Origin of the sequence: Limimaricola hongkongensis DSM 17492 (genome assembly GCF_000600975.2) — a bacterium.
GTDB classification, from domain to species: domain Bacteria; phylum Pseudomonadota; class Alphaproteobacteria; order Rhodobacterales; family Rhodobacteraceae; genus Limimaricola; species Limimaricola hongkongensis.
Window position 1 is genome coordinate 293,444 of sequence record NZ_KK088652.1, and the last position, 12,218, is coordinate 305,661.

Annotated in this window: 13 protein-coding genes; 8 read left to right on the top strand and 5 right to left on the bottom strand. The window is 68.3% G+C overall.

All coding sequences use genetic code 11. The features are described from left to right. Position 1: 1 nt before the first annotated feature. A complete protein-coding gene (locus LOKHON_RS09705) occupies positions 2–469 on the top strand; it encodes a CinA family protein (protein WP_017928534.1) in 468 nt (155 codons plus the stop codon). Here LOKHON_RS09705 and LOKHON_RS09710 read toward each other — a convergent pair. Next, positions 466–930, bottom strand: a complete 465-nt coding sequence (locus tag LOKHON_RS09710; RefSeq protein ID WP_017928533.1) for a type II toxin-antitoxin system RatA family toxin — start codon at positions 928–930, stop codon at positions 466–468. The two genes, LOKHON_RS09705 and LOKHON_RS09710, sit on opposite strands and share 4 nt — an antisense overlap. A 122-nt stretch (positions 931–1,052) precedes the next feature. Between LOKHON_RS09710 and LOKHON_RS09715 the strand changes: the two genes are divergently transcribed. The 3 genes from LOKHON_RS09715 to LOKHON_RS09725 all read left to right on the top strand — a co-directional run bounded on the left by LOKHON_RS09715 (position 1,053) and on the right by LOKHON_RS09725 (position 2,669). Continuing rightward, positions 1,053–1,235 (top strand): hypothetical protein, encoded by a 183-nt coding sequence (locus tag LOKHON_RS09715; protein ID WP_017928532.1) that lies wholly within the window; start codon positions 1,053–1,055, stop codon positions 1,233–1,235. 76 nt (positions 1,236–1,311) lie between these two features. Beyond that, the gene (locus LOKHON_RS09720; RefSeq protein ID WP_017928531.1) at positions 1,312–1,785 is read left to right on the top strand and encodes a c-type cytochrome; all 474 of its coding nucleotides are present in this window, start codon (positions 1,312–1,314) and stop codon (positions 1,783–1,785) included. Continuing rightward, the gene (locus tag LOKHON_RS09725; protein ID WP_017928530.1) at positions 1,782–2,669 is read left to right on the top strand and encodes a cytochrome c; all 888 of its coding nucleotides are present in this window, start codon (positions 1,782–1,784) and stop codon (positions 2,667–2,669) included. Before LOKHON_RS09720 ends, LOKHON_RS09725 begins: the two co-directional genes overlap by 4 nt. A gap of 182 nt (positions 2,670–2,851) precedes the next feature. Here the strand turns inward: LOKHON_RS09725 and lipA are convergent, their stop codons facing one another. Further along, positions 2,852–3,808 (bottom strand): lipoyl synthase, encoded by a 957-nt coding sequence (gene lipA / locus LOKHON_RS09730; protein WP_017928529.1) that lies wholly within the window; start codon positions 3,806–3,808, stop codon positions 2,852–2,854. A 204-nt stretch (positions 3,809–4,012) separates the two neighbouring features. Here lipA and LOKHON_RS09735 point away from each other — a divergent pair, with 204 nt between their 5' ends. Then, positions 4,013–4,561, top strand: coding sequence for a peroxiredoxin (locus LOKHON_RS09735; protein ID WP_017928528.1), 549 nt, complete (start codon positions 4,013–4,015; stop codon positions 4,559–4,561). A gap of 16 nt (positions 4,562–4,577) precedes the next feature. On the opposite strand, the gene LOKHON_RS09740 is transcribed toward LOKHON_RS09735, so the two are convergent. Then, positions 4,578–5,504, bottom strand: coding sequence for a hydrogen peroxide-inducible genes activator (locus LOKHON_RS09740; protein ID WP_026147480.1), 927 nt, complete (start codon positions 5,502–5,504; stop codon positions 4,578–4,580). Between the two features lie 104 nt (positions 5,505–5,608). Between LOKHON_RS09740 and LOKHON_RS09745 the strand changes: the two genes are divergently transcribed. Then, positions 5,609–7,114, top strand: a complete 1,506-nt coding sequence (locus tag LOKHON_RS09745) for a catalase (RefSeq protein ID WP_017928526.1) — start codon at positions 5,609–5,611, stop codon at positions 7,112–7,114. 72 nt (positions 7,115–7,186) lie between these two features. Here the strand turns inward: LOKHON_RS09745 and LOKHON_RS09750 are convergent, their stop codons facing one another. Further along, positions 7,187–8,221, bottom strand: coding sequence for a DUF6456 domain-containing protein (locus tag LOKHON_RS09750; protein WP_245631453.1), 1,035 nt, complete (start codon positions 8,219–8,221; stop codon positions 7,187–7,189). A 244-nt stretch (positions 8,222–8,465) separates the two neighbouring features. On the opposite strand from LOKHON_RS09750, the gene LOKHON_RS09755 reads away from it, so the two are divergent. Continuing rightward, complete coding sequence (locus LOKHON_RS09755) at positions 8,466–8,753, top strand: DUF6477 family protein (protein WP_017928524.1); 288 nt, start codon at positions 8,466–8,468, stop codon at positions 8,751–8,753. Here LOKHON_RS09755 and LOKHON_RS09760 read toward each other — a convergent pair. Next, complete coding sequence (locus LOKHON_RS09760; RefSeq protein ID WP_017928523.1) at positions 8,746–10,311, bottom strand: trimethylamine methyltransferase family protein; 1,566 nt, start codon at positions 10,309–10,311, stop codon at positions 8,746–8,748. The two genes, LOKHON_RS09755 and LOKHON_RS09760, sit on opposite strands and share 8 nt — an antisense overlap. 180 nt (positions 10,312–10,491) lie before the next feature. Between LOKHON_RS09760 and guaA the strand changes: the two genes are divergently transcribed. Continuing rightward, complete coding sequence (guaA, locus tag LOKHON_RS09765) at positions 10,492–12,060, top strand: glutamine-hydrolyzing GMP synthase (protein WP_017928522.1); 1,569 nt, start codon at positions 10,492–10,494, stop codon at positions 12,058–12,060. Positions 12,061–12,218 lie beyond the last annotated feature (158 nt).

Here is a 12,218-nt window from a genome sequence, read left to right on the forward strand (position 1 = left end):
GATGGGCGATACGGCAAGGCTGGTGAACGCGGCGCGCGCGGCAGGCCTGCGCATCGCCACCGCCGAAAGCTGCACCGGCGGCATGGTCGCCGCCGCAATCACCGAAACGCCGGGCGCGTCGAACGTGTTCGACTGGGGCGTCGTGACCTATGCCAACGCTGCCAAGCGCGATCTTCTGGGCGTCGCCGCCGCCACGCTCGACGCGCATGGCGCGGTGAGCGAGGAAGTGGCCGCCGAGATGGCCCGCGGCGCGCGCGCCCGCTCCGGTGCCGACATCGCCGTTTCGATCACCGGCATCGCCGGGCCCGGCGGCTCCGAGCACAAGCCCGAAGGGCGCGTCTGCTTTGGCCTCGCCACGGCGCTTGGCTGCACCACGGAAACGGTCGAATTCGGCGCGCGGGGCCGCGACACGGTGCGCGCGCTGGCGCGCGACCGGGCGATCGCGTTGCTGATCGAAGGCGTGGGTTAGCCCGCCTTTGGTCCCGGCGCGTCGTAAAGCTCATGCGCGCGCCGCTCGAAGGCGCGCACCACGCGCTGCATCGCCTCGTTGAAGAACAGGCCCGCCGCGCCTTGCAACAGCCGGTTGCGAAACTCGAAATCCACGTCGAAATGCACCTCCGATCCGCCCTCCACGTCGCGAAAGCTCCAGTTGCTTTCGAGGTGGTGGAAGGGGCCGTCGATATACTCGGTGTGGATCTTCTTTTGCTCGGGCCAGAGCGTGACGCGGCTGGTGAAGCGTTCGCGGAACACCTTGAACGAGATCACCATATCCGCGAGCATGACCTCGTGATCGCCCTCGGGCGTGACCGAGCGCACCCGCGCCGCGGCGGTCCATGGCAGGAACTTCGGGTAATTTCCGACATCCGCCACGAGGTCGTACATCTGCTGGGCCGTATAGGGCAGCGTGCGGGTCTCGGAATGTGTCGGCATCGGCGTTTCCTTCGTGTCTGCTCTCATCTCGCCGCCGCGCGGGAAGAGTTCAACCCCGGCGGCCTTGCGACATGCGATCACCGCACCGATCTGGAGCGACAAGCCCGAAGGAAAAGAGCGCCATGAATATCCATTGGTTGTTGCGGCTTGCGCATTGGGCGCGTCACCCGCCCTCGCCGCGCCACATGGCGATGATCGCCGGGGTGATCATCGCCTGTCTCCTGCTGGTCGGGATCGAATATTTCTGGGGCTGGCCCGACGCGCTCCGCGTGACGCCGGGCGGGCGCGGGGCGCTGTTGCGATAGCGCACCGAACATGGTGGACCGATGCGGAATTGACGTTAGGGTAGAGCCGATTGACCTTTTGACAGGACATACCGCCATGACCCGAACGATCCGTCTCGCTCTCGCCGCGACAGGCCTTGCGGCCATTGCCGGTCTTGCCTCCGCGCAGGCCTTCGATCCGACCAGGGCGCACGAGGTGCGCGTCAGCCACATGAAGCTCATGGGCGCGCATATCGGCATTCTCGGCGGCATGGCCAAGGGCGAGGTGGAATATGACGCCGACACCGCCGCCGCCGCCGCGGACACGCTGGCCGCTCTTGCCGCAACGGCAGGCAATCTCTACTGGGTCGAAGGATCGTCGAGCGCCGATCTGGAAGACAGCCGCGCCCTTCCGGTGATCTGGGAGAAGATGGAGGATTTCAACGCCCAGGAAGACGCGCTGTCGAAAGCCGCCATGGCGATGAAGCAGGCCGCCGGCACCGATCTCGCGGCACTGCAGGGCGCGATGGGCGCATTGGGCAAGGGCTGCGGCGATTGCCACGAAACCTACCGCAAACCCGACGAGGAATGATCGGCCGCGCGCTCGGCGCCGCGGCGGCGCTGTTGCTGGCGGGGGGCGCGGGCTGGGTACTGACCGCGCCCGACCCGCTGCCCGACGCGTTGGCGGCGGGCCCGCCGGGCGACCCCGGGCGCGGCGCGCTGGTCTTTGCCGCCGCGGGCTGCGCGTCGTGCCATGTCGCGCCGGAGGCCGAAATCGGCGAAGCACCGGTGCTGGCGGGCGGGCGCGCCTTCGTCTCGCCCTTCGGCACGTTCCTTGCGCCCAACATCTCGCCCTCGCCGCAGGGCGTGGGCGACTGGTCGGATGCCGAGATCATGGGCGCGGTGATGCGCGGCGTGTCGCCATCGGGCGCGCATTACTACCCCGCCCTGCCCTATGCCGCCTATGCCAAGGCCGACCCGCAGGACATGCGCGATCTCGTGGCGCATCTGCGGACCCTGCCGCCGTCATCGGCCCGAAGCCTGCCGCATGACGTCCCCTTTCCCTTTTCGATCCGGCGCGGCATCGGGCTGTGGAAACGGCTCAATCTCGATGAGGGCTGGGTGGTCGCGGGCGATCTGTCAAAGGCCGCGACGCGCGGGCGCTACATCGCCGAGGCGCTGTCGCATTGCGGCGAATGCCACACGCCGCGCGGGGCCTTGGGCGGGCTCGACCACGCGCGCTGGCTGTCCGGCGCACCGAACCCGTCCGGCGAAGGGCGCATTCCCGACATCACGCCCGCCGGGCTCGACTGGTCGGAAAGCGACATCGCCTATTACCTCGAAACCGGCTTCACGCCCGATTTCGACACCGCCGGGGCCGAGATGGCCATGGTGGTCTCGGAACTGGCCAAGCTGCCCGCCGAGGATCGCGCGGCGATCGCCGCCTATCTCAAATCCGTGCCGCCGGTCGAGTGACCGACGGCGGATTTGCGTATTTTGGGAATGGTGAAGGCGATCTGCCGCGCGATGACCTGCGCCGTTTGCGCGCGGCCGAAGGAGGCGCGCGATCCGCTTTCACCATTCTCCAAATACGCCCGCGACCGCCTTGCCACGGGCGCGGCGCCGGGCCTTCGTGAAAGACGCCTCGCCCTGTCGGCTCAGGCGCCCAGCCGGGCCAGCCGCGCCGCGCGCAGCTGCGCGAAATCCTCGCCCGCGTGGTAGGACGAGCGCGTCAGCGGCGTCGCCGACACCATCAGGAAACCCTTGCCCCGCGCGGCCTTTTCGTAGCTTGCGAATTCCTCGGGCGTCACGAAGCGGTCGACGGCGTGGTGCTTGTTGGTCGGCTGCAGGTACTGGCCGATGGTCAGGAAATCGATGTCGGCGGCGCGCATGTCGTCCATCACCTGGTGCACGGCCTGCTTGTCCTCGCCGAGCCCCACCATGATGCCCGACTTGGTGAACATCGACGGGTCCAGCTCCTTCACCCGCTGCAACAGCCGCAGCGAATGGAAATACCGCGCGCCGGGGCGCACCTCGGGGTAAAGGCCGGGGACGGTTTCGAGGTTGTGGTTGAACACGTCCGGCTTGGCCGCGACCACGACCTCCAGCGAACCGGGCTTGGAGCGCAGGAAATCCGGTGTCAGGATCTCGATCGTGGTGCCGGGCGACTGGCGGCGCACGGCGCGGATGGTCTGGGCGAAATGCTCGGCGCCGCCATCATCGACATCGTCGCGGTCGACCGATGTGATCACCACGTGGTTCAGGCCGAGCTTCTTCACCGCGTCGGCGACCCGCCCCGGCTCGAACACGTCGAGCGCGTCGGGACGCCCCGTCGCCACGTTGCAGAAGGTGCAGCCACGGGTGCAGATCTCGCCCATGATCATCATGGTGGCGTGGCCTTGGCTCCAGCATTCGCCCACATTCGGGCAGCCCGCCTCCTCGCAGACGGTGACGAGCTTGTGCTCGCGCATGATGTCGCGGGTCTGCTTGTAACCCTCGGAGGTCGGCGCCTTGACGCGGATCCAGTCGGGTTTCTTGGGCTGCGGCGCACTGTCGGCGCGGCGTGCCTTTTCGGGGTGGCGGTCGCCGGGGATCTTCAGGTCGCGCACGGTCATGCCTTTCCTCTTGGCCTTGCCGATACATAGGCCGCGCGACGCACGGGCGCAACGCGGCTTGGACCGCTCGCCGGGCGACTGCCGCAACCCCGCCATGCATCCGGCGCAGTCCGGGAATTTGCCGCGACGCAGCATTGCGAAGTCGCCTTCGATTTCCTAAGTCTCGCCCGAACCCATAGATCCGAGACAGACAGGAGCATGCCCATGCAGCCCGGCGCCCGTATCCCCGACGTGACCTTCCGCACCCGCGTTCGCGACGAAAGCCTCGACGGCCCGAACCCCTTCCGCTGGGAAGAGCGCGACACCGCCTCCTATTTCGCGGGCAAGCGCGTGGTGCTGTTTTCGCTGCCCGGCGCGTTCACGCCGACCTGCTCGACCTACCAGCTGCCCGGCTTCGAGAAGAACTTCGAAACCTTCAAGGCGCATGGCGTCGACGCGATCTACTGCATGTCGGTCAACGATGCCTTCGTGATGAACCAGTGGGCCAAGGCGCAGAACCTCGAGAACGTCGAGGTGATCCCCGACGGCTCCGGCGAATTCACCCGCCGCGCCGGCATGCTGGTGCGCAAGGACAATCTCGGTTTCGGCCTGCGCAGCTGGCGTTACGCCGCCGTCATCAATGACGGCCGCGTCGAGGCATGGTTCGAAGAGCCGGGCCTGTGCGACAACCACCCCGAGGACCCCTACGGCGTCTCCTCGCCCGAGACCGTGCTCGAATGGCTCGAGGCGGACGCGCGCGAACAGGCCGCCTGATCCGGGTCTCGCCCCCCTAAGGACAGACCGCGCGGGCCGAGCGCAGAAGCTCGGCCCCCGCATCGCGCAACAGCGCGGCCAATGGCGGGGCCCAGCCGTCATCACCCCCCGCCCGCCGCACCAGCGCCAGCGCGCGCGCGGGCTCGGGCGCGGCAAAGCGCCTCAGCGCCAGCCCCGGTGCCGCAGCCGTTTCCGCCCTGAGCGCGATCTCGGGCAAAAGCGTCAGCCCGAACCCTTCGGCCACCAGCCCCGACAGCGTCGCCAGCGACGAGGCGCCCAGATCGACGCGCCCGCGCCCCCTGAGACCGCAGACCTCCAGCGCCTGATCGGCGAGGCAGTGCCCCTCGTCGAGCAGCAACAGCTGATCGGGCGCCACCATGGCCGGGCGCAGCGCTTCGCGCCCCTCGGCCCAGCGGGCCAGCCGCGCCTGCGTGCCCGCCAGAACGAAGCGATCCTCGATCAGCGTCTCCGCCGCCAGCCCCGGACCCGGCAGCGGCAACGCCGCCACCACCGCGTCGATCCGCCCCGTTTCCAGATCGTCGAGCAGGATCTCGGTCTGGGCCTCGCGCACCCGGATGTCGAGCGTGAGATCGCGCGCCCGAAGCCGCGTCAGCGCGCCGGGCAGAAGATAGGGCGCGACCGTCGGGATCACCCCGAGCCTGAGCCGCCCCGACAATCCACGCGCCAGCCGCGCCGCGCGCTCCAGATCCTCGAGCTCGGCCAGCACCCGCCGCGCCCGCTCCAGCACCTCGCGCCCCGACCGGGTCAGCCGCACCCCGCGCGGCAGGCGGTCGACGACCCGGACGCCAAGCTCGGCCTCCATGTCCTTGATCTGCTGGCTGAGCGCGGGCTGGCTTACATTCACCCGTTCCGCGGCGCGCACGAAGCCGCCCGTTTCGGCCAGCGCCACGAAGTAGCGCAACTGCTTGACTGATAGGTTCATGGATTTGCCATAAGCCAATCCGATGGCAGGGGCCAGAAGATCCGATTTTTCCTTTCGCCCCCCGCGCTCCATATTCATGCCAAGCACCAACCCGGAGGGACGACATGACCGACAAACCCCGCCTGACGACGAGCGCCGGCGCGCCCGTGGCGTCGAACGACACGACCAAGACCGCCGGGGCGCGCGGCCCCGTCCTGCTCGAAGATTACCAGCTGATCGAGAAGCTCGCCCACCAGAACCGCGAACGCATCCCCGAGCGCGTGGTCCATGCCAAGGGCTGGGGCGCGGCGGGCACCTTTACCGTGACCCACGACATCACCAAGTATACCTGCGCCAAGATCTTTTCGCAGATCGGCAAGCAGACGCAGGTGCTGTCGCGCTGGTCGACCGTGGCCGGTGAATCCGGCGCCGCCGACACCGAGCGCGACGTGCGCGGCTTCTCCCTCAAATTCTATACCGAGGACGGCAACTGGGACATGGTGGGCAACAACACCCCCATCTTCTTCGTGCGCGATGCCTATAAATTCCCCGACTTCATCCGCACCCAGAAACGCCACCCCAAGACCAACCTGCGCTCGCCCGAGGCGATGTTCGACTTCTGGGCCGCCCAGCCCGAAAGCGTGCACCAGGTGACGATCCTGATGTCGGATCGCGGCATCCCGACCAACCCAATGCACATGAACGGCTATGGCAGCCACACCTTCTCGCTGTGGAACAACGCCGGCGAGCGGTACTGGGTGAAGTTCCACTTCAAGACCCAGCAGGGCCACGAGCACTACACCAATGCCGAGGCCGAGGCGCTGATCGGCAAGACGCGCGAGGCCTACCAGGAGGATCTCTACAACGCGATCGAGGCGGGCGATTTCCCGAAATGGACGCTCTACATCCAGGTCATGCCCGAGGCCGAGGCCGACCAGCAGGACTACAACCCCTTCGATCTCACCAAGGTCTGGCCGCATGGCGACTACCCGCTGATCGAGGTCGGCGAGCTGGAGATGAACCGCAACGTCGAGAACTATTTCCAGATGGTCGAGAACGCGGCCTACAGCCCGTCGAACGTGGTGCCCGGCATCGGCTTTTCGCCCGACCGGATGCTGCAGGCGCGGGTCTGGTCCTATGCCGACGCGCATCGCTACCGGCTCGGCACGCATTACGAGGCGCTGCCCGCCAACGCACCGCATGCCGCGAAGGTGAACCACTACCACAAAGACGGCGCGATGCGCTTCTTCACCAACGACTTCGACAACCCGGACGCCTATTACGAGCCGAACCAGTATGACGGCCCGGTGGCCGATCCGACGGCGATGGAGCCGCCGCTTCGGATCGATCCGGAGGCGTATCGCTATCCGCAGGAGGTCAGCGACGTCGATTTCGTGCAGCCGCGCAAGCTGTTCGAGATGTTCGACGCCGACCAGAAGGCGCGGCTCTTCGCCAACTATGCCGCGGCGATGGGCCCGTGCTCGGACGCGGTCAAGGAACGCTGGTACGCGGTGCTGGAGCGGGTGCATCCCGATTACGCCCGCGGCGTGCGCGAGGCCAATGAGCGGATGGCATCGGATGTGAACGCCGTGCCCGTGACCGACGACACCGCGGTCGACGCGGCCGAGTAGGCGGCCCGTCACGAAGGGCCTTTCGGGCGGCGGCGGGGCGACCTGCCGCCGCCCTTTTTCGTGCCGGATCCGCTAACCGATCATCTCGCTGCCGCCCGCCGCGTCGTAATGCCGCCTGAGCCGCTGCAACGCGATGCGCAGCACGATCTTGCCCGACCGCGCCGACCAGCCCATGCGCCGCTCGAGGCTCTCCATCCCTTCGAGATAGCAGCAACAGCGCAGCGCCACGTCGCCCAGGCCCGGCCCGAGATCGGCGAGCGCCGCGGCGAGCCGGTCGCGCGCGCCCGACGGCCTGTGCCCCGGCCCGCTTGCGCATCCGGCGGTGAGAAAACGCGACCAGTCCTGCGTCACCCGCGGCCCTATCTGCGCCAGTTCGAAATCCTCGCGCAGCCGCTCCCCGGCCGAGACGAGATCGCGCCCGAGAAACGGTCGCCCGTCGCGGTCGCGCCTGCGCGCCAGAAGCATCAGCGGGCCGTCCTGCGCCGCCATGCGCGCCGTGGCCGCGGGGGCGGCGAAACCGGTGGCCGCCTCCGCGAAGCCGTCCGGCCCCGGCGCGTCATTGCCTTTCAGCGCCGCGCGCCCCCGCGACGTGATGCGGTAGCGCGCCACCTTTCCCGGCCCCTCCTGCGCCGCGATCCAGCCGCGCAGCGCCAGCGTTTCGGCCACCGACCGATCGAGTCGGGCCAAACGCTGCGTCTCGCCCGCCGGGCCTTCGCGCATCACGGCGGCGACGGGCATTCCGGATGCCACCGCCAGCACCGCGCCGGGTTCGGCCATGCGGCGCAGCACTCGCATCGTTTCGGCCATGGCACCGGTGTCGCCGCCGTCGGGCCGTGGCCCCTGTGGATCGTGATGGGTCATCGCTCTCTCCTCGGGGGATGCGGGGCCATAGCGCCGCGACAGCCGTTGCAGGGCCGCGTCGACCAGCGGATCGTCGCGCCGGCTTTCCATCTGGCGCACCTGCCGCAGCACCGTCGAGGCATGCACCTCGGAACGGCGGGCAAGCACCCGGATCGGGGCACCGCCCTCGACATGTTCGAGATAGTGCCGCACCGGTGGCGGCACCCAGTCGGGCAGACCCTCCATCCCGCCCGCATGGCGTCGCATCACTGTATCGGCTGCCGGACCCGGTGTCCGCGCCCGGTCCTCCCTGACGTCCCCAAGCATCACGATCTCAACTCTCAGTTGCCACGGTTACCGAAGCGTTAATGCGCCCCGGACCCGTTCAGCTTGGTTGAAAATTCCCAAACAAGGCTGAAGCCACCGCGCGTTACGGCGCGGTTTCGCGCAACGCGGCGCGGGGCGTGTGACTGTTCGGGATGTCGTCACGCCACATGAGGGAGAACAGGCCATGCAGGACCCGCTGAGCAGGATCGCGGCGCTGAGACGGCCGCGGCTTCTGGTCGACGCCGCGCGCTTCGGGGTCGATCTTTATGACCGGAGCACGGCGCTGCCGCGTCTGATCGGCCCCGCCGCGCGCGGTCCCGCGCAGGCCGCCGTCGCGCTGCTGGAGCGCGAAGGCGACATCGAGGCGCGCCGCCGCGCCGGGACCGCCGATTACCGCCCCGCCCGCCATGTCGAGATCATGGTCGCGCTGATGGGCGAGGCGCGGCTGCTGCGCCGGGGCGGCGTCAGCTGAAGCTGTCGGCGATCGCGGCCTTCTTGGCCTCGACATAGGCCGTCAGCCGCTGCGCGATCTCCGGGTCGAGCGGCGGTTGCCGATAGGTGTCGAGCAGCCGCGCCACCCGCGCCGAGGCGAGCGTCTGCGTATCGCGCGCGCCTTCCTCCTCCCATGTTTCGAACGGCTTGTAGTCGAGCAGGTCGCTGCGCCAGAAGGCGGTCTTGAAATTGGCCTGCGTATGCGCGCAGCCAAGGTAATGCCCGCCCGGCCCGACCTCGCGGATCGCGTCCATCGCCTGCATGTCCTCGGAGGTATCGACCCCCTTGGCCACCTGGTGCAACGCGCCGAGCTGGTCGGCATCCATCACGAATTTCTCGTAGGAGGCGACGAGACCGCCTTCGAGCCAGCCGCAGGCATGCAGCATGAAGTTGACGCCCGCCATCAGCCCCATGTTCAGGCTGTTGGCGCTTTCGTACCCGGCCTGCGCGTCGGGCAGCTTGGAGCCGCAGAACCCGCCCGCCGAGCGGTAGGGCAGACCGAGCCGGCGCGCCAGCTGTCCCATGCCATAGGTGATGAGAGAGGCCTCCGGCGTGCCGAAGGTCGGCGCTCCGGAATTCATGTCGATCGAGGTGACGAAGGTGCCGACAATCACCGGCGCGCCGGGGCGCATGATCTGGCTGTAGGCGACACCGGCCAGCGCCTCGGCCAGCACCTGCGTCAGCGTGCCTGCGACCGACACCGGCGCCATCGCGCCGCCGACGATGAAGGGCGAGATGATGCAGGCCTGGTTGGCCTTGGCATAGACCTCCAGCGCGCCCATCATGATGCCGTCGAAGGTCAGCGGCGAGTTGATGTTGATCAGCGAGGTCATCACCGTGTTCTCGGCGACGAAATCGCGGCCGAACAGGATCTCGCACATCTCGACGCTGTCCTGCGCGCGCTCGGGCGCGGTGACCGAGCCCATGAAGGGCTTGTCCGACAGCGTCATATGCGCCAGCAGCATGTCGAGATGGCGCTTGTTGACCGCTACGTCCGTCGGCTCGCAGACGGTGCCGCCCGAATGGTGCAGCCATTTCGACATGTAGCCGAGCTTCACGAAATTGCGGAAATCCTCGATCGTGGCATAGCGCCGCCCGCCGGAGGCGTCGCGCACGAAGGGCGGGCCATAGACCGGGGCCAGCACGAGGTTGCGCCCGCCGATCTCGACCGAGCGTTCGGGGTTGCGCGCGTGCTGGGTGAAGCTTGCGGGCGCCGTGGCGCAAAGCTGGCGCGCCAGGCCGCGGGGAATGCGCACCCGGTCGCCGGTGACGTTGGCGCCGGCCTGCCGCCAGCGTTCAAGCGCCTCGGGGTTGTCCGAGAACACCACGCCGATTTCCTCGAGCACGGTTTCGGCATTGTGCTCGATCACCGCGATGGCGGCCTCGTCGAGCACCTCGAAATCGGGGATGTTGCGGGTGATGAAACGCGCCGTCTCGACGCTGACGGCGGTGCGTTCCGCCCGCCTCGCGGCGCCGCCGCCCGACCGCCCCCGTCGTCCCGCCCGTTCCCCGGTCACTGCCCGTGCCGCTTCCGTCATCGCCCGCTCCCGTGATGCGCTTGTCGTTCCGTGATAGCCGCCCTGTCGACCCGGGCTTGGCCGGATTGCGCCGCCTCAGGCGCGAAAGCGACATGGGCCGCGGATGCCGCGCGCTTTTTCGGCCCCGCCGCCCCTTGCGCCCTCTTGCGCCACGCTGCCGCCGGGCCTATTCGCTTGCCCATGACCGAGCACAGCCAACAGCACCAGCGCCTTCTCATCGTGGATTTCGGCTCCCAGGTGACGCAGCTCATCGCGCGTCGCCTGCGGGAATTGAACGTCTATTGCGAAATCCATCCCTTCAACGCGGTGGACGAGGCCTTCCTCGACGCCTTCGAGCCGCAGGCGGTGATCCTGTCGGGCGGCCCGGCCAGCGTGCCGGACGAAGGCAGCCCGCGCCCGCCGATGCGGATCTTCGAGCTGGAGGTGCCGGTCCTCGGGATCTGCTACGGCCAGCAGGTGATGATGCAGATGCTGGGCGGCGAAGTGCTGCGCGGCGACGGCACCGCCGAGTTCGGCCGCGCCTATGTCGAACCCGAAGGCGAAGCGACCGATCTCTTGCGCGGCTGGTTCCTCGAGGGGCGCGAGCAGGTCTGGATGAGCCATGGCGACCATGTGAGCAAGCTGGCGCCGGGCTTTGCGGTCTGCGGCACCTCGCCCGGTGCGCCCTACGCGATCACCGCCGATCTCGACCGCCGCTTCTATGCCGTGCAGTTCCACCCCGAGGTGCACCACACCCCGAACGGCAAGACCTTCCTCGAGAACTTCCTGCACATCGCGGGCTTCGCGGGCGACTGGACCATGGGCGCCTATCGCGAAGAGGCGATCCGCCTGATCCGCGAGCAGGTCGGCGATCAGAAGGTCATCTGCGGCCTCTCGGGCGGCGTCGACAGCTCGGTCGCGGCGGTGCTGATCCACGAGGCGATCGGCGATCAGCTCACCTGCGTCTTCGTCGATCACGGCCTGCTGCGCGAGGGCGAGGCCGAGCAGGTCGTGACCATGTTCCGCGACCACTACAACATGCCGCTGATCCACGCGCAGGAAGAGGACCTGTTCCTCGACGCGCTCGAAGGGGTTTCCGACCCCGAGGTCAAGCGCAAGACCATCGGCAAGCTGTTCATCGACGTGTTCCAGAAGCACGCGGCCGAGGTCGGCGGCGCCACCTTCCTCGCCCAGGGCACGCTCTACCCGGACGTGATCGAGAGCGTCAGCTTCTCGGGCGGGCCGAGCGTCACGATCAAGAGCCACCACAATGTCGGCGGCCTGCCCGAGAAGATGGGGCTGAAGCTCGTGGAGCCGCTGCGCGAGCTGTTCAAGGACGAGGTCCGCGCGCTGGGCCGCGAGCTCGGCCTGCCCGACAGCTTCATCGGCCGCCACCCCTTCCCCGGGCCGGGTCTCGCGATTCGCTGCCCCGGCGAGATCACCCGCGAAAAGCTGGCGATCCTGCGCCGCGCCGACGCGGTGTATATCGACCAGATCCGCAAGCACGGCCTTTACGACGAGATCTGGCAGGCCTTCGTGGCGCTCTTGCCGGTGCGCACGGTCGGCGTGATGGGCGACGGGCGGACCTATGACTACGCCTGCGCGATGCGCGCGGTCACGAGCGTCGACGGCATGACCGCCGATTACTACCCGTTCAGCCACGACTTCCTCGGCGAGACGGCGACGCGGATCATCAACGAGGTGCGCGGCATCAACCGCGTCACCTATGACGTGACCTCGAAGCCGCCGGGCACCATCGAGTGGGAATGACGGATGTCGAAGGCCCCTTCGGGGGCCTTTTTCATGCCGGGATCTGATGCAGTCATGTGACGCTGCGGCGCGCCGGTCAACCTGCCGTTGCGTCATGGATTGTGACGTAGACGTCAACCCGCTCTGCTCGTCGCAGAGGACGCATCTTGCGACAGGGA

Coding starts and splice junctions, on each gene's coding strand:
- LOKHON_RS09705 (WP_017928534.1), top strand. CDS start 2: ATGGGCGATACGGCAAGGCTGGTGAACGCGGCGCGCGCGGCAGGCCTG.
- LOKHON_RS09710 (WP_017928533.1), bottom strand. CDS start 930: ATGCCGACACATTCCGAGACCCGCACGCTGCCCTATACGGCCCAGCAG.
- LOKHON_RS09715 (WP_017928532.1), top strand. CDS start 1,053: ATGAATATCCATTGGTTGTTGCGGCTTGCGCATTGGGCGCGTCACCCG.
- LOKHON_RS09720 (WP_017928531.1), top strand. CDS start 1,312: ATGACCCGAACGATCCGTCTCGCTCTCGCCGCGACAGGCCTTGCGGCC.
- LOKHON_RS09725 (WP_017928530.1), top strand. CDS start 1,782: ATGATCGGCCGCGCGCTCGGCGCCGCGGCGGCGCTGTTGCTGGCGGGG.
- lipA (WP_017928529.1), bottom strand. CDS start 3,808: ATGACCGTGCGCGACCTGAAGATCCCCGGCGACCGCCACCCCGAAAAG.
- LOKHON_RS09735 (WP_017928528.1), top strand. CDS start 4,013: ATGCAGCCCGGCGCCCGTATCCCCGACGTGACCTTCCGCACCCGCGTT.
- LOKHON_RS09740 (WP_026147480.1), bottom strand. CDS start 5,504: ATGAACCTATCAGTCAAGCAGTTGCGCTACTTCGTGGCGCTGGCCGAA.
- LOKHON_RS09745 (WP_017928526.1), top strand. CDS start 5,609: ATGACCGACAAACCCCGCCTGACGACGAGCGCCGGCGCGCCCGTGGCG.
- LOKHON_RS09750 (WP_245631453.1), bottom strand. CDS start 8,221: ATGCGACGCCATGCGGGCGGGATGGAGGGTCTGCCCGACTGGGTGCCG.
- LOKHON_RS09755 (WP_017928524.1), top strand. CDS start 8,466: ATGCAGGACCCGCTGAGCAGGATCGCGGCGCTGAGACGGCCGCGGCTT.
- LOKHON_RS09760 (WP_017928523.1), bottom strand. CDS start 10,311: ATGACGGAAGCGGCACGGGCAGTGACCGGGGAACGGGCGGGACGACGG.
- guaA (WP_017928522.1), top strand. CDS start 10,492: ATGACCGAGCACAGCCAACAGCACCAGCGCCTTCTCATCGTGGATTTC.